Source organism: Streptomyces yangpuensis (assembly GCF_024666385.1).
Taxonomy (GTDB): domain Bacteria; phylum Actinomycetota; class Actinomycetes; order Streptomycetales; family Streptomycetaceae; genus Streptomyces; species Streptomyces yangpuensis.
This window is the reverse complement of record NZ_CP102514.1, coordinates 4,531,224-4,546,867: the sequence shown is the minus strand read 5'-3', so window position 1 is coordinate 4,546,867 and position 15,644 is coordinate 4,531,224. Positions and strand designations below refer to the sequence as shown.

Genomic DNA, 15,644 nt, shown 5'->3' with positions numbered 1-15,644 from the left:
ACGTAGAAACCGGGGGACTGCAATGCAGCGCCAGAGAGCCATAATCCGCACGATCGGGGTCGCCACCGCCGTCGCGCTCGCCGCGACCGCCTGCGGTCCGCAGAAGACGGAGTCCGCCGGCTCCTCCTCCGCGGCGCCGTCCTCGCCCACGGCGGGCGCCACCCCCGAAGCCTCCCCGACCGCCGACAACAAGCCCGGTGAGGCCTCGCCGTCGGCCTCGGCGTCCGCCTCCGCCTCCCCGTCGGCCTCGCCTTCGCCCTCGGTGAAGCAGATCATGGCCAACGGCGACGAGAGCGAGCAGGTCCGCGAGCTCCAGGCCCGCCTGAAGCAGCTCAAGCTGATGACGGTCGCGCCGACCGGTTTCTACGGCTCCAAGACCACGGCCGCGGTGAAGTCCTTCCAGTCGAAGAACGGCCTGGACGCGACCGGCGGGGTCGACGACAAGACCTGGAAGAAGATCCAGAGCTCCAGCAAGAAGCCCAGCGCCGACGAGCTGCGCCCGCCGACCACCAACGAGGTCGCCGCGCCGGACCCGCGCTGCATGACGGGCCGCGTCATGTGCATCAGCAAGGAGAGCCGCACCCTCGCCTGGATGATCGACGGCAAGGTCGTCTCGACGATGGACGTCCGCTTCGGCTCGGAGAACACCCCGACCCGCGAGGGCGTGTTCAACGTGGGCTGGAAGGCCAAGGACTGGACGTCGACGATCTACCACACGCCGATGCCCTACGCGATGTTCTTCAGCGGCGGCCAGGCCGTGCACTACTCCGCGGACTTCGCCGCCCGCGGCTACAACGGCGCCTCGCACGGCTGCGTGAACGTCCGCGACAAGGGCAAGCTGTCGAAGCTCTTCGACGACGTGCAGGTCGGCGACAAGGTCGTCGTCTACTGGTGACCCCGCGGAGGGTCACGCCGGGGGCCCGGATGCCGGGCCCCGACCACGGAGCCGGCCGCGAGCCGGTGGAACGCATCAGGCCGTCCCTTGCGCCGCCCGCCGATACCGGCGGACCGCGCAAGGGACGGCCTGTCGCGTTGAACGGGTCGAAGTAAAGGGCGCGGGCAGGGCCGGGGGAACGTGCCCCGCCCGCGCCGGTTGCGCAGAGCCCAGGGGTACGGGGGGAACCCCGGCTCATGCGCGGCCGATGACCAGTCGGCTCGATTAGTACTGCGTCACCGGTTCGAAAAGTGTTACAGGCAGGTCAGCACATGTGTCAGCGGCCCGCGCGCAGGGGCGTGGAGCCCTGCGGGACCGCGGGCGACAGGGTCGGCGCCCTGAGCGTCCCGCCCAGCGGGGCGTCGCGGGGCCCGGTGCCGCCGGAGTCCCCGTCCAGCACCGAGGCGCAGTAGGCGGGGATCCGCAGGAGCCCGTCGGCCAGCCGTGAAAGCCGCTCGCGCCGGTCGTCGTTGAGCCGGCCCTTGCGGTACTCCTGGCAGAGGTCGACCTTGAGCCTGTTCTCCTGCTCGCGCTGCCGGTCCTTGGCCAGCTCGCCGGTGCCCAGGGTGTCGGGGCTCGCCTCCCGGTCGCCCGGACCGCTCTGGTCGTCCTTGCCGCCCCGGCCCGAACCGCCGGACGCGGAACTGCCCGGGAAGGAGTCGGGGACCGTTCCGGCGCCGGGTGTCGCCCGCCCGCCCGCGGTGGGCGACGGCGAGACGGGGGCGAACCCCGGGTTCGAGCCTTCCGGGAGCGGGGTGGGCAGCAGCTTCGGGGTGACGGGCGGGGCGCTGCCGCCGACGTCCGGGACCGGGCTCTCCCCGGCGCTGACCGACATCGCCGGTCCGGGTCCCGCGGTGTCCTGGCGGGACCGGTCCAGCAGCCCCGCGCCCGCCGCGGCGGCCAGACCGCCCGCGGCGACGCTCGCGAGGGCGGCGGCCAGACCGAAGCTCACGGTCCGGGCGCGCCGGCGGGCCGGTACGGGGGCGGGATGGACGCGGCCGAGGGCGACCAGGGGCTCACGGGAGGCGTCGGCCGCGGACGGCACGGTGGCGCGGCCCGCGGTGGCGCGGCCCGCGGTGGCGGGACGCGCGGCGGCGCGCGCCGCGCGGAAGGCCTTCACCGCCGGCTCCTCGCCGGGCAGTTCCGTACCCCTGGGTGCGGCCGCCATCGCGGCCAGGGCGTCCAGGGCGGCCCGCAGCCGGGCGGCCTCCATCGCGGCACGCGGGTCGGCGGCGGGCCCCACAGGTTCCGTCGGTCCGCCGCGCAGGAATGCTTCCGCCGCGGCCTCGTCCAGCCACCTGTCGCGCTCGTCGGCCATCACATGTCCTTCTGCGTCCGCCAACGTGAATGCGTCACACCGGTTTGTTCCGCGTAACTTCCGCCCCGGCCACGCTGTGCGGGTACGGCGTCGAGATCCCTCCCGCCCCCGCCGTCCCACGCATGGCCACCGGCATTATGGCCGACCGCGGCGCCCGCCCTGGACCCGGTGCCCGGCCCTGCCTCGAAGCCGCTGTCCGCGCCCTGCGCGGCCAGCAGTTCCGCCAGCTTCTTCAGACCGCGGTGCGCGGCGGTGCGTACGGCGCCGGGCCGCTTGCCCAGGGTCTCGGCCGCGCTCTTGGCGTCCAGGCCGACCACGACCCGCAGGACGACGGCCTCGGCCTGGTCCTGGGGCAGCTGGGCTATGAGCGCCATGGTGCGCCCGGTGTCGAGGGACTCCATCGCCGCGCCGGCCGTGTCGCACTCGGCGGCCCAGCCGCTGAGCTCGGTGTCGTCGCCGCCGATCGCGGGGCGGCGGCCGCGCATGCGTATGTGGTCGAGTGCCCGGTTCCGGGCGATGCGGGCGGCCCAGCCGCGGAAGCGGTCGGCGTCGCCGGTGAAGGAGTCGAGGTCGCGGGCTATCTGCAACCAGGCCTCCGAGGTCACGTCCTCGGCATCGCCGTCTCCGACGAGCGTGCGTACGTAACCGAGCAGGCGTGGATGCACGGCACGGTACACAGCACGGAACGCGTTCTCGTCGCCGTCCTGTGCCGCGAGCACCGCGGCGGTCAGCTCCGCGTCGTCCCCCAGCAAAGTCCCCAACCTGTCCTGTACGTGTGGCGCAAATCAGCACGTTACGGCTTTCAAGCACCTCTCGTCCACGAGTGATACAACGTGCAACCAATCCTGCGCGGAGCGAGGTGTGACACAAAACGCACCCCCGGCGCTGACAGGGGTACGGGCTTGTCGCACGAGCCCGTGACGGATGGCGGCCGGGGCCTCTCCTGTGGGGGGTGGCGGCCTCGGTCGCCCTCCCCCTTTCGGGCATCCCACCATGCCTGCCCGGCGCGCCCACGTCATCCTTTCGGCTCACTTCCGGGTGAAATCCCCGCACGGGTACGACACACCATGCCCTGCGTCGATAGCGTTGCGGCACATCCCCGCCACGCCCCGAGGAGCCCCCGCTGTCCAGCCACCTTCCGGCACAGGCCCGCGGCTGCCCCGACCCCTCCCACGGCCCCGGACTGACGCGGTTCAACACCCTGTCCCCCGAGGCCGCCCGGGCGGTCCTCCTGCACTGCTGCGGCAGCCGCCGCTGGGCGCACCGGGTGGCGGCGCACCGCCCGTACCCGGACGCGGGCACCCTGCTCGCCGCCGCGGACGAGGCCTCGTACGACCTGTCGCAGGCCGACCTGACCGAGGCGCTGGCCGCGGAGCACTCGGCCGAACTGGACCACGGGGCGCCGTACGCCGCGCTGCTGGCCCTCGACGCGGCCCACGCGGAATACGAACGGAAGTTCGGCCACGCTTTCGTGATCTGCCTGGACGGCCACGCGCCGGAGGAGCAGGCCGACCAGCTCCTGGGGGCCATCCGGCGGCGGATGGGGCACGAGGTGGACGAGGAACGCTCGATCTCCGCGGACGAGCTGCGGCGTGTCGCGCAGTCCCGGCTGCTGGACCTGACGCGCCGGCTGACCCGCTCCGAGGGGGCATCTGTGGCCGAAACCGGGCTATTCGCCCCTGTGGGATAGCCCGTACGTGCCTGTTTGATCACACAGCCGGACCCCGGGCGAGGGAACCGACAACTCGTCGCTACGATGTCCGGGGCCGGTGGACCGTACCCGGCCGGGCCCGACCGACAAAGAAGCCGGCTGGCCCCCGCCCCGCTTCCGGAGGGTTTTCCGTGCCGGCTGGAACGTTGTACCGCGGCCGGGAAGGAATGTGGTCCTGGGTGGCTCATCGAGTCACCGGCGTCCTCATCTTCTTCTTCCTGTTCGTACACGTCCTCGACACCGCTCTCGTCCGCGTCTCCCCCGAGGCGTACGACGATGTCGTGGCCACCTATAAGACTCCGATCGTCGCGCTGCTGGAGTACGGCCTCGTCGCCGCCATCCTGTTCCACGCGCTCAACGGTCTCCGTGTCATCGCCGTGGACTTCTGGTCCAAGGGCCCGCGCCACCAGAAGACGATGCTCTGGTGGGTCGTGGGCATCTGGGTCGTGCTGATGGTCGGGGCCCTCTACCCCGTGCTCGGCCACGCCTACCTCGAACTGTTCGGGAAGTGACGCGCATGTCCTCTGACACTTCTTCCGCCAAGGTCATCGGCGACGTGGAGGGCGTTTCCCTCTACGACGTCGACAACCCCGCGCCGTACATCGAGGCCCCGCGCAAGCGCACGGCCAAGACGCCCCGCTCGACCCGCGGCAACTTCGAGATGGTCGCGTGGCTCTTCATGCGCCTCTCGGGCATCGTGCTCGTCGTCCTCGTCATCGGCCACCTGCTGATCCAGCTGGTGCTCGACGGCGGCGTCTCCAAGATCGGCTTCGCCTTCGTGGCCGGCCGCTGGGCGTCCCCGTTCTGGCAGGTCTGGGACCTGCTGATGCTGTGGCTGGCCATGCTGCACGGCGCCAACGGCCTGCGTACCGTCATCAACGACTACGCGGAGCGTGCCAACACGCGGCTGTGGCTGAAGGGCCTGCTCTACACCGCCACGGTGTTCACCATCCTTCTGGGCACGCTGGTGATCTTCACCTTCGACCCGAACATCCGCTAGGCAACGGGGCTGAGGCGAAACCAATGAAGATCCACAAGTACGACACCGTCATCGTCGGCGCCGGTGGCGCCGGCATGCGCGCCGCCATCGAGTCGACGAAGCGCAGCCGCACCGCGGTGCTGACGAAGCTCTACCCCACCCGTTCCCACACGGGCGCGGCGCAGGGCGGCATGGCCGCCGCGCTGGCGAACGTGGAGGAGGACAACTGGGAGTGGCACACCTTCGACACGGTCAAGGGCGGTGACTACCTGGTCGACCAGGACGCCGCCGAGATCCTGGCGAAGGAGGCCATCGACGCGGTCCTCGACCTGGAGAAGATGGGCCTGCCGTTCAACCGCACCCCGGACGGCACCATCGACCAGCGCCGCTTCGGCGGTCACTCCCGCAACCACGGCGAGGCGCCGGTCCGCCGGTCCTGCTACGCCGCGGACCGCACCGGTCACATGATCCTCCAGACGCTGTACCAGAACTGCGTCAAGGAGGGCGTGGAGTTCTTCAACGAGTTCTACGTCCTGGACCAGCTCCTGGTCGAGGAGGACGGCGTCAAGAAGTCGGCCGGTGTGGTCGCGTACGAGCTCGCCACCGGCGAGATCCACGTGTTCCAGGCCAAGGCCGTCATCTACGCCTCCGGCGGCACCGGCAAGTTCTTCAAGGTGACCTCCAACGCGCACACCCTCACGGGTGACGGCCAGGCGGCCTGCTACCGCCGCGGCCTGCCGCTGGAGGACATGGAGTTCTTCCAGTTCCACCCGACGGGCATCTGGCGCATGGGCATCCTGCTGACGGAGGGCGCCCGCGGTGAGGGCGGCATCCTCCGCAACAAGGACGGCGAGCGCTTCATGGAGAAGTACGCGCCGGTCATGAAGGACCTCGCGTCCCGTGACGTCGTCTCGCGCTCCATCTACACCGAGATCCGTGAGGGCCGCGGCTGCGGTCCGGCCGGTGACCACGTGTACCTGGACCTCACCCACCTGCCGCCGGAGCAGCTCGACGCGAAGCTCCCGGACATCACCGAGTTCGCGCGCACCTACCTGGGCATCGAGCCGTACACGGACCCGATCCCGATCCAGCCCACCGCGCACTACGCCATGGGCGGCATCCCGACCAACGTCGAGGGTGAGGTCCTGTCGGACAACACCACCGTCGTCCCGGGCCTGTACGCGGCCGGCGAGGTCGCCTGCGTGTCGGTGCACGGCGCGAACCGCCTGGGCACCAACTCGCTGCTGGACATCAACGTCTTCGGCAAGCGCTCCGGCATCGCCGCGGCCAAGTACTCGCAGGAGAACGACTTCGTCGAGCTCCCCGAGAACCCGGCGCAGCAGGTGTCGGACCTCGTCGAGCGCCTGCGCAACTCCACGGGCAAGGAGCGGGTCGCCGACCTGCGTCTGGAGCTCCAGGAGACGATGGACGCGAACGTGATGGTCTTCCGTACGGAGCAGACCATCAAGACCGCGGTCGAGAAGATCGCGGAGCTGCGCGAGCGCTACAAGAACGTGTCCGTCCAGGACAAGGGCAAGCGCTTCAACACGGACCTGCTGGAGGCCATCGAGCTGGGCAACCTGCTCGACCTGGCCGAGGTCATGGCCGTGTCCGCCCTGGCGCGCAAGGAGTCCCGCGGTGGTCACTACCGCGAGGACTACCCCAACCGCGACGACGTCAACTTCATGCGCCACACCATGGCGTACCGCGAGGTCGGAGCCGACGGCTCGGACTCGGTCCGGCTCGACTACAAGCCGGTCGTGACGACCCGCTACCAGCCGATGGAGCGTAAGTACTGATGGCTACCCCCACCCTGGACAAGATGGAAGAGGCGGCCGCGGCCTCCCCGTACATCACGGTCACCTTCCGGATCCGCCGCTTCAACCCCGAGATCTCGGACGAGGCGCAGTGGCAGGACTTCCAGATCGAGATCGACCCCAAGGAGCGCGTGCTCGACGGTCTCCACAAGATCAAGTGGGACCTGGACGGCACGCTCACCTTCCGCCGCTCGTGCGCGCACGGCATCTGCGGCTCGGACGCGATGCGGATCAACGGCAAGAACAGGCTCGCCTGCAAGACGCTGATCAAGGACATCAACCCCGAGAAGCCGATCACCGTCGAGGCCATCAAGGGCCTCACGGTGATGAAGGACCTCGTGGTCGACATGGAGCCCTTCTTCCAGGCGTACCGGGACGTCATGCCGTTCCTGGTCACCAAGGGCAACGAGCCGACGCGCGAGCGCCTGCAGTCCGCCGAGGACCGCGAGCGCTTCGACGACACCACCAAGTGCATCCTGTGCGCCGCGTGCACGTCCTCGTGCCCGGTGTTCTGGAACGACGGCCAGTACTTCGGCCCGGCGGCGATCGTCAACGCGCACCGCTTCATCTTCGACTCGCGTGACGAGGCCGGCGAGCAGCGGCTGGAGATCCTGAACGACAAGGACGGCGTGTGGCGCTGCCGCACGACCTTCAACTGCACCGACGCGTGCCCGCGTGGCATCGAGGTCACCAAGGCGATCCAGGAAGTCAAGCGTGCGCTGATCACGCGCCGCTTCTGACCTCCCGGTCCCTGCCTGTACGAGGGCCCCGTCCCCGGTTCACCCCGGGGGCGGGGCCCTCGTGCGTCACCGGCGGTTCAGCTGGCTGGTGATCGTCGGGTCGGTGATCTCCGTGTCCTTCGCGAGGAGCATCGCCTTGGAGAGGATGACGGCCAGGGTCCGGTCCCCCTCGAAGGGCAGGTAGCCGGGGTCGGCGGCGCCGGCCGCGCCCGCGCCGCCGGGCACGATGCACAGGTACTGGTCGTTCGGCGACATCAGGATGTTCCCCGAGGCGAGGTGGATCTTGTACGTGTGCAGCTCGCCGCGGACATGGAGGAAGCGGCCCTCCACCGTGCAGCGGTCCGCGACGGCCAGCCGCGGCACCAGCCGCTCCAGCAGGGCCCGCCGGGTCTCGGCGCTGGCGCCCAGCTCGCCGAAGCCGTAGGAGGTCCAGTAGTCCCGGAAGCGGCCCTCGGGCCCGCCGTCGGACCAGGTCGGGTCGTTGCCGACGCTGGCCACGCCCACGAAGAGGTCCACGTCGCGCATGACCTCGCTCAGCACCAGCTCGGGTATCTGCGTGAGCGGCAGCGGATCGACGGCTCCCTGTGCGTCGCTCGGCCACGTCGTGTATCCGCCGCCGTAGGTGCTCGCCCAGTTCTGCGGGGCGTCGATCGGATAGAAGCGCACCTGGTCGGTGCGCAGCCGCAGGTAGGTCCCCGACTCGGTGGTGTCGACCCCGTACTCGTGGCCCTCGCCCTCGATCCAGTACTCGGCCCGCAGCCCCCACCGGGGCAGCTCACGGGTGGCGGGCGGAAGGGAGTCGTCGACGCACAGACGGAGCCTGTTGTGCCATCCGCGCGCCGAGGTGAGCGAGTTGAACTGGTGCTGGCGCAGGACGTGCGCGGCGAACCGGTTGGAGTACGTACGGGTCCTGCGTTCGGCGTCGGTCAGCAGGTACACCTCGCGGTGGGCCTGCTTGAAGGGCTGGGTCACGGTGTGCCGCTCCAGCCACTCCCGCCAGGCCAGCACCTCGGCGGGCTCCCGGCCGACGGGGTGCCACAGCTCGACGGCGGCGCCCTCGGTGACGGTGGCGCCCGCCAGGGTGCGCAGTGCCCCGTCGGCGAAGCAGACGGGCGTCCCGTCCACGGTCCAGATCAGCCGCCGGGCCAGGGTGCCGACCAGCGGATGGTCGAGGTACCGGGCGCGCCACTGCCCGTACGCCCAGCGGCGGCGGGCGAGGAACTGCCGGTCCAGCCGCTCCGCCTGCGCCGACAGGGACTTCTCGATGTCCTTGACCAGGCCCTTGAGCTCCTTGAGCTCCTCGGGGTGGTCCCGCCGCACGGTGGCGGGCACGGTCTTGACCTGCTTCCCGGCGGCGTTGCGCCAGAGCAGGGCGGCCCGGTTCCCGGACACCGTGAGCTCCGCGGCTGCCTCCCCGAAGCCGAAGGCGGCCTTCCCGACCTCCGTGAGCCCGTACGCGGGGACGGCCAGCTCCTCGATCTCCTCGCGGCTCAGCCCGAGCGCGCCGGCCCGGTCCTCCAAGGCCGCGTCGATGAGCTTGAGGGTGCCCTTGTACGTGACCCGGGTGCCGAGCCGGGCCAGTTCGGCGAGGGCGGCCTCCCCGTCGGACCGGGCCAGGGCGCCCACCGCGGCGTTGGCGACCTTGGGGTTGCGCGGGCCCAGTCCGGCGGCCTTGCGCAGCGAGGTCTCCACGAGCGCACCCAGGGCGCGCGCCGTGTCGGGGTGCGCCGGGACCAGGGCCAGCAGCCAGACCAGGCCGCGCAGGGCGTTGGCGTTGTAAGGGTCGAAGGCGGCGTTGACGTCCGGCTCGTACGCGGCCCGCTCCAGCTCGAAGGTGCGGGGCCGTCCGACGAGGGCGAGCAGCGGCAGCAGGGCCTCGCGCACGGCCTCGGCGCCGAGGTCCTCGATGAGCGCCCGGCCGCGCTTCTCCCAGGCGGCGGAGGGCTTGGCGGCCTTGGCGGTCACCGCGTGGGCGAGCAGTTCCCGCAGCCGTCCGTGTTCCATGGCCCGCTCCGCCCACGCCTCGCCGACGTTGAGCACGGGTTCGGCGAAGCCCGCGGCGAACCGGACGAGTTCCTGGTCGCTGTACGTACTGACGGCGGTGCGGCGGACGGTGGCGATGACGGCGGGGGAGATCGCGCGGCCGGCCGCGGCCTCGGCCCTCACGAGGGACTCGCAGCGGTCGACGTACCAGAAGGAGTGGGCGCGGCCGAGGATGTCAAGCTGTGCGGCCCGCTCCTCGGCCAGCGGCAGGCCGTCCAGGCCGTGTCCGACGAGCGCGGTCAGGGTGAGCAGCCTGACGCGGACCGGGGGTGTGTCGCCGCCGTGCCGGTGGCGGTCGGCGAACGCCTCGACCACGCGGCGGCGGTCCTCGGGCGGCAGCTCCTGCATCTCGGCGAGCCGTGCCTTGACCGACGGGTGGTGGAGGGAGGAGGCGGCCACCTTGCGGACCAGCCGGTCCGCCATGACCTTGATCTTGATGTCGTCCATCGTCAGCCTCCCACCAGCGCGACGAGCTTGAGGAAGGTGACCTCGACGCCGAGCGGGAGGGAGATCTCCTCGTCCAGCTCGGTGATCTGGTGGTCCCCCACCAGGACCAGGAAGCCGTTGCGTTCGAAGGCCCGCAGCGCCAGCTCGGTCTGCTTCTCCGGGTCGATGCGGCGCGGCGTCCGCAGCGCGTATCCGTTGAGGGTGCGCTCGGCGCCCTCCGGCCGCACCAGCCCCTGGAACACCTCGGGCCGCTTCGCGTGGTACTCCGCGACCTCCTGGAACACCCTGCGCCGGATCAGCTCGCGCAACGCGAGCCGCTCCTCGGCGATCTCGAGTCCCCAGCCGTCGCCACGGCTTCCGGCGGTCGTCTCGTCGACGAAGGTCACCATTCCCATGCCCTGAACCGTAGGGGCGGGCACTGACAACGGCCCCGGGCCGCCCTCGGGGATGCGTCAGGGCCGGGTGAGGGGCTTCCCCCATGGCCGGTGGATCTTCCGCAGCACAGACTTACGGGCATGACGAACTCCGCGAACTCCTCTGCACGCAAGGCCCGTTGGACCACCGTGGCCGTCGCCGGCGCGGCTGTGGCGGCGCTCGCCGCCGGTGCCTTGCCGGCCTCGGCCCAGCCGGTGCGGCCGCCGGGGACGGCCGGCGCCGCGGATCAGCGGATCGACACCGGGAAGCTGGCCGCGCTGATGGCTCCCGGCGACAGCGCGAGCGGGACCATGGTCCGGGTGGGCGGCACGGGGATCCGGTGGACCGCGGCCACGGGACCCCTCTCCCGGGACCCCGCCGCGAACTTCCGCATCGGCAGCATCACCAAGCTGTTCACCTCCACGGTGGTGCTCCAGCTGGTCGGCGAGGGCCGTTTCGGCCTGGACACCCCGGTCCAGGACCTCCTCCCCGGGACCCTCCCGGCCCGGTGGGAGCCGATCACGGTGGGGCAGCTGCTGAGCCACACCAGCGGCCTCGGGCTGCCCTGCGTCGAGTTCGCGGAGGGCGGGGCCCCCACGCCGGAGCAGGTCGTCTCCCACTGGACCGACCCCGCGTGCGCCGCGCCGCAGTACCCGGTGCTCGCGCAGCAGTACAACGGCGTCAACTACTTCCTCCTCGGCATGGTGATCGAGAGGACCACCGACCGCTCCTACGCCGAGGAGGTCCAGCGGCGCATCGCCCGCCCGCTCGGCCTGCGCCACACGTACTCCCCGCGGCCCGGGGACCGGTCCGTCCCCGGGCCGGTGCTGGCGGACGCCCGGGAGATCGAGCCGTGGGCCTGGGCGGAGGGCGGCATGATCTCCAACGCCCCCGACCTGGAGCGGTACATGACGAGCCTGATGCGCGGCCACCTGCTGAGGCCCGCCCAGCAGCGGCAGCTGTTCACGATGCCCCCGCTCTCCGAGGGCGCCAGGGACCGTTTCAGCATGGGCGGGCTGATGCGCGCCGAGGTGGACGGCACCGTCGTGTGGGGCAAGACCGGCTCCATGGGCGCCTGCACGAGTGGGGTGTTCGCCACCGAGGGCGGCCGCCGGACCGTCGTCCACTCCCTTCTCCCGGCCGTCAAGGACCGGGAGTTGATGCGGACGCACATCGAACAGCTGCTGGCCGCCTCCCTCTGAGCGGGGATTCCCGGCTGCGGCACCCGTGATACAGGGCAGGGGTGCCTGTGGAAGGATCGGCCGCATGAGCGAGCAGCAGCCGAACCCGTACGCGAGCGACCCCGCCGGTCAGGGCGGCCAGGCCGGTGCCCCCGGCCAGGGTGATTACAAGTGGGGGCCGGGCGAGGCCAGTTACGGATACCCCCAGCCGTACCCGGCGGCTCCGGCCTACCAGCCGACCATCGGCGCGGGCATGCCGTCACCCGCCGGATACTCCGCGGCCCCGGCCGGCGGCGCCGGCTTCGCCCTGGGCGACATCACCGTCGTCGGCGACCAGATCATCACCCCGTCGGGCACGATGCCGCTGAGGGGCGCGATGTGGAACGCGACCGACTTCTCGCGCACCGAGGAGAAGATCCCGCCCCACGCGATCGTGCTGGCGATCGTCTTCTTCCTCTTCTGCCTGCTCGGCCTGCTCTTCCTCCTGATGAAGGAGAAGACCACCACCGGCTACATCCAGGTCACGGTGACCAGCGGCGGCCGTCACCACTCCACGATGATCCCGGCGGTGGACGCGAACACCTTCCACTGGGTGATGTCGCAGCTGGGCCACGCGCGGGCGCTCAGCATGTGAGCCCCCGGTACGACGTGTGCGGGCCCCGGCCGTTCGGCCGGGGCCCGCGTGCGTTTCCGGGTCGGCGAGCACACGCGTCCGTTCGCTTGAACTTGTTCAAAAAAGGTTCTAGAGTCATCGACGTCAGAGCATTTGAACACGTTCAAAGGGGCTGGGGCAATGGACCTCACCGTGGTCACGTACGTCATCTACCTGCTCATCAGCATCGCCCTCACGGTCTGGGTGGCCCGTACGCTCAGCCGCAACGGCCGCGTCTTCATCGGGGACGTCCTCCACGGCAACGAGAAGCTCGCCGACGCCGTCAACCAGCTCCTCGTGGTCGGCTTCTACCTGGTCAACATCGGCTTCGTGACCCTCTATCTCCGCTCGACCGATGAGATCGACAGCGCCCGCGCCCTCTTCGAGGCGCTCTCGGTCAAGCTCGGCGTCGTCCTGCTGGTCCTGGGCGTCATGCACCTCGGCAACGTGTGGGCGCTGAACAGGATGCGCCGCCGCGGGATCATGGAGCGCCAGCAGACCCCGCCCGTCCCCCCGCAGGGGTGGACCGCGCCGGTCGGAGCCTGAGCCATGGCGCCCACCGCGGCCGTACGGCACCTGACCGTCCTCTACGACGCCGACTGCCCGCTCTGCGTGCACATCCGGCACTGGCTGCTGGCGCAGCGGCTGCTCCTCCCGATCGCCCTGGTCCCCGCCGCGTCCTGGGAGGCGCGGCGGCGGTTCCCCCGGCTCGACCACGCCTCGACGCTCCGTGAGATCACCGTCGTCGGGGACTCCGGCCAGGTGTGGACCGGGACCGACGCCTTCATCGTCTGCCTGTGGGCCCTGGCCGAACACCGGCCGAGGGCGAACTGGCTGGCGACACCGGCCGGCCGCCCGTTCGCCCGGGCCGCCATGTTCACGGCCTCCGCGTGGCGGCAGGCCGTGCGCACCGAGGGGCCGCCCGAGGACGCCGAGGGACCGGCCTGTGACGACCAGTGCTCCGTCCCCCGATAGGCTCGTGCACCGTGACTGAACAGAAGGCTCCCAAGAGCGAGCAGACCCGCACGCTCATCCTCGAAACCGCGCTCCGCCTCTTCCAGGAGCGCGGCTTCGACAAGACGACCATGCGGGGCATCGCGAAGGAAGCCGGGGTCTCGGTCGGCAACGCCTACTACTACTTCGAGTCGAAGGAACACCTGGTCCAGGGCTTCTACGACCGGATCAGCGCCGCCCACCAGGCGGCGGTCCGGCCCATCCTGGACAACGAGACCGATCTGCAGAAGCGGCTCGCGGGTGTACTGACGAGCTGGCTGGACATCGGCGCCCCGTACCACGAGTTCGCCTCGCAGTTCTTCAAGAACGCGGCGGACCCCGAGAGCCCCCTCAGCCCCTTCTCACCGGAGTCGGAACCGGCGCGCAAGGCCGCGATCGACATCCACCGCGAGGTGCTGGCGGGCGCGAAGACCAAGGTGCCGGCCGAGCTGGCCGACGTACTGCCGGAGCTGATGTGGCTCTCGCAGATGGGCCTGGTCCTCTACTGGGTCTTCGACCGCTCCCCGGACAGCGAGAAGTCGCGCCGGCTCGCCGAGCGCGGCGCGCAGCTCACCACGCGGGGCATCGTGCTGGCCCGCTTCCGCGTGCTGCGGCCGCTGGTGCGCGAGGTCCACGAGCTGTTCGCGGACTTCCTGCCGGGCATGGCCCAGACGGCCGCGGGCCGGCGCAAGGCCTCCGACCCGTACCCGGAGCCGGACAAGGGCTAGAGGCCTGGAGGTCTAGAGCCAGTTGAGTTCCCACAGACGCCAGACACCGGTGCCGTCGGAGAGGTACTGACCACCGGTGACGGCCTCGCGGGACATCACGTAGTCCTTCTTCTGCCAGATCGGCACCATCGGGGCCTGCTGGGCGACCGCCTTCTGCAGGTCGCGGAAGGCGGCGGCGGCGTCGGAGCGTTCCGAGTGGGACTGGGTGCGGGTGATCAGCTCGTCGACGCGCTTGTCGGAGAAGCCGTTGTTCATGGAGGAGTCGGCGCCGACGAGCGGGGCGATGAAGTTGTCCGCGTCCGGGAAGTCCGCGATCCATCCGATCGTGTAGGCGTCGAACTCGCCCGCCGCGTAGGCCTTCTGGAAGTCGTTCCACTCCTCGACCGGCTTGAGGGTCACCTGGAAGAGCCCGGTGGCCTCCAGCTGCCGCTTGATCTCCTCGGCCTCGGGCATGTTCGCGCCGCGCACGTTCACGCCGAGCCTGAGCTGCACCGGGCCGTTGATCCCGGCCTCCTTGAAGAGCTTCTTGGCAGTGGCCCCGTTGGGCGCGGGATAGGTGTCGAAGAACGGCGTGCTGTGGCCGGCGATGCCCGCCGGGACCAGGGAGTACAGCGGGGTGACGGTGCCCCGGTAGACGTCGCCGGCGACCTTGGCGCGGTCCAGGACGGCGGCGACGGCCTGGCGGACGGCGAGCGGGGCGGCGGCGGAGCCGGGGCGGACGTTGAAGACGACGGAACGGATCTCACTGCCGCCGGAGGCCTGGTAGCGGGTGTCCTTCATGCCCGGGTTGAGGCCGGCGAGCACCTCCGGGGGCATCTCCCGGTGCGCGACCTCGACCTGGCGGCCGTTCCAGGCCCGGTCGAGCTGGACGGAGCCCTTGAAGTACTTGACGGTGACGGCCGCGCGGGCGGGCCTGGCCTGCCCCTTGTACGAGGTGTTGGGCTTGAGCTCGGCGCTCGTACCGGCCTTGTACGCGCTCAGCGTGTACGGGCCGGAGCCGTCGGCCTTGCCGTCCTCGCGCAGGGACGTGGCCGGATATCGGTCCTTGTCGACGATCGAGCCGGCACCCGTCGCGATCTTGAAGGGGAAGGTGGCGTCACCGGCGGACAGGTGGAAGGTGACCGTGCGGCCCTCGGCCTCGACCGACTCCAGGGTGTTGAGGAGCGGGGCCGGCCCCTGGTCGGAATTGATCGCCTTGATGCGGTCGAAGGAGTGCTTGACGTCCTCGGCGGTGATCGCGCGCCCCCCGGCGAACTTCACGTCGGGGCGCAGCTCGCACCGGTAGGTGGTGAGCTTCTGGCCGACGAACCCGCAGGAGGCGGCGGCGTCCGGCACGGGGGCGTCGGAGCCGGGCTTGACGGTCAGCAGCGACTGGTAGACGTTGCTGAACAGGGCCCAGGAGCCGGCGTCGTACGCCCCGGCGGGGTCGAGGGAGGACACCACGTCACTGGTCCCGACGCGGATGGCGCCGCGGCTCCCGCCGTCGTCGGGCAGCAGCTGCCAGGTCCCGACGCCGGCCACGCCGAGGACCAGCCCGGCCGCGATGATCTTCCAGCGGACAGACCGCATCCCGTGAACCCCACCCCTTGTCCCGGAGACAGCGACCCGCTGTCCGATTACCGGATATCCCATCACGGAATATCGGCCACCGGAAGATCGGTTCGCAGAGCGGGAGTTGACGGTCGGG

At 71.0% G+C, this 15,644-nt stretch carries 16 protein-coding genes; 11 read left to right on the top strand and 5 right to left on the bottom strand.

Annotated features, from left to right (window positions below; translation table 11 throughout):
• Nucleotides 1-22 precede the first annotated feature (22 nt).
• On the top strand, nucleotides 23-895 hold the full coding sequence (locus tag NRK68_RS20910; protein WP_183066852.1) for a L,D-transpeptidase family protein: 873 nt from the start codon (nucleotides 23-25) through the stop codon (nucleotides 893-895).
• Between the two features lie 316 nt (nucleotides 896-1,211).
• On the opposite strand, the gene NRK68_RS20905 is transcribed toward NRK68_RS20910, so the two are convergent.
• A complete protein-coding gene (locus tag NRK68_RS20905) occupies nucleotides 1,212-2,252 on the bottom strand; it encodes a hypothetical protein (protein WP_183066853.1) in 1,041 nt (346 codons plus the stop codon).
• The gene (locus tag NRK68_RS20900) at nucleotides 2,252-3,004 is read right to left on the bottom strand and encodes an RNA polymerase sigma factor (RefSeq protein ID WP_183066854.1); all 753 of its coding nucleotides are present in this window, start codon (nucleotides 3,002-3,004) and stop codon (nucleotides 2,252-2,254) included. The genes NRK68_RS20905 and NRK68_RS20900 overlap by 1 nt, the downstream gene beginning before the upstream one ends.
• A gap of 371 nt (nucleotides 3,005-3,375) precedes the next feature.
• Between NRK68_RS20900 and NRK68_RS20895 the strand changes: the two genes are divergently transcribed.
• From NRK68_RS20895 to NRK68_RS20875, 5 genes are all read left to right on the top strand, one after another.
• Complete coding sequence (locus tag NRK68_RS20895; protein WP_257857896.1) at nucleotides 3,376-3,942, top strand: 2-oxo-4-hydroxy-4-carboxy-5-ureidoimidazoline decarboxylase; 567 nt, start codon at nucleotides 3,376-3,378, stop codon at nucleotides 3,940-3,942.
• A gap of 152 nt (nucleotides 3,943-4,094) precedes the next feature.
• Nucleotides 4,095-4,475: a succinate dehydrogenase, cytochrome b556 subunit gene (gene sdhC, locus NRK68_RS20890; RefSeq protein ID WP_075970878.1), complete on the top strand. Its 381-nt coding sequence runs from the start codon at nucleotides 4,095-4,097 to the stop codon at nucleotides 4,473-4,475.
• 5 nt (nucleotides 4,476-4,480) lie between these two features.
• Nucleotides 4,481-4,963: a succinate dehydrogenase hydrophobic membrane anchor subunit gene (locus NRK68_RS20885; RefSeq protein ID WP_183066855.1), complete on the top strand. Its 483-nt coding sequence runs from the start codon at nucleotides 4,481-4,483 to the stop codon at nucleotides 4,961-4,963.
• 23 nt (nucleotides 4,964-4,986) lie between these two features.
• On the top strand, nucleotides 4,987-6,741 hold the full coding sequence (gene sdhA, locus NRK68_RS20880) for a succinate dehydrogenase flavoprotein subunit (RefSeq protein ID WP_183066856.1): 1,755 nt from the start codon (nucleotides 4,987-4,989) through the stop codon (nucleotides 6,739-6,741).
• Nucleotides 6,741-7,499, top strand: coding sequence for a succinate dehydrogenase iron-sulfur subunit (locus NRK68_RS20875; RefSeq protein WP_030764336.1), 759 nt, complete (start codon nucleotides 6,741-6,743; stop codon nucleotides 7,497-7,499). The genes sdhA and NRK68_RS20875 overlap by 1 nt, the downstream gene beginning before the upstream one ends.
• A gap of 66 nt (nucleotides 7,500-7,565) precedes the next feature.
• Here the strand turns inward: NRK68_RS20875 and NRK68_RS20870 are convergent, their stop codons facing one another.
• Nucleotides 7,566-9,989: a DUF4132 domain-containing protein gene (locus NRK68_RS20870; RefSeq protein ID WP_257856404.1), complete on the bottom strand. Its 2,424-nt coding sequence runs from the start codon at nucleotides 9,987-9,989 to the stop codon at nucleotides 7,566-7,568.
• A 2-nt stretch (nucleotides 9,990-9,991) separates the two neighbouring features.
• Nucleotides 9,992-10,384 carry a hypothetical protein gene (locus NRK68_RS20865; protein WP_183066858.1) on the bottom strand — a complete coding sequence of 131 codons (393 nt, stop codon included), beginning with the start codon at nucleotides 10,382-10,384 and terminating at the stop codon, nucleotides 9,992-9,994.
• 120 nt (nucleotides 10,385-10,504) lie between these two features.
• On the opposite strand from NRK68_RS20865, the gene NRK68_RS20860 reads away from it, so the two are divergent.
• The 5 genes from NRK68_RS20860 to NRK68_RS20840 all read left to right on the top strand — a co-directional run bounded on the left by NRK68_RS20860 (nucleotide 10,505) and on the right by NRK68_RS20840 (nucleotide 13,957).
• Entirely contained in the window at nucleotides 10,505-11,605 is a 1,101-nt protein-coding gene (locus NRK68_RS20860) for a serine hydrolase domain-containing protein (protein WP_257856403.1), read from the top strand.
• A 64-nt stretch (nucleotides 11,606-11,669) separates the two neighbouring features.
• Nucleotides 11,670-12,218 (top strand): hypothetical protein, encoded by a 549-nt coding sequence (locus NRK68_RS20855; RefSeq protein WP_257856402.1) that lies wholly within the window; start codon nucleotides 11,670-11,672, stop codon nucleotides 12,216-12,218.
• 159 nt (nucleotides 12,219-12,377) lie between these two features.
• A complete protein-coding gene (locus NRK68_RS20850) occupies nucleotides 12,378-12,782 on the top strand; it encodes a hypothetical protein (RefSeq protein WP_183066861.1) in 405 nt (134 codons plus the stop codon).
• Nucleotides 12,783-12,785: 3 nt separating this feature from the next.
• Complete coding sequence (locus NRK68_RS20845; RefSeq protein ID WP_183066862.1) at nucleotides 12,786-13,211, top strand: thiol-disulfide oxidoreductase DCC family protein; 426 nt, start codon at nucleotides 12,786-12,788, stop codon at nucleotides 13,209-13,211.
• Between the two features lie 11 nt (nucleotides 13,212-13,222).
• The gene (locus NRK68_RS20840; RefSeq protein WP_183066863.1) at nucleotides 13,223-13,957 is read left to right on the top strand and encodes a TetR/AcrR family transcriptional regulator; all 735 of its coding nucleotides are present in this window, start codon (nucleotides 13,223-13,225) and stop codon (nucleotides 13,955-13,957) included.
• A 12-nt stretch (nucleotides 13,958-13,969) separates the two neighbouring features.
• Here NRK68_RS20840 and NRK68_RS20835 read toward each other — a convergent pair whose 3' ends face one another.
• Entirely contained in the window at nucleotides 13,970-15,526 is a 1,557-nt protein-coding gene (locus tag NRK68_RS20835; RefSeq protein WP_257856401.1) for an ABC transporter substrate-binding protein, read from the bottom strand.
• Nucleotides 15,527-15,644 lie beyond the last annotated feature (118 nt).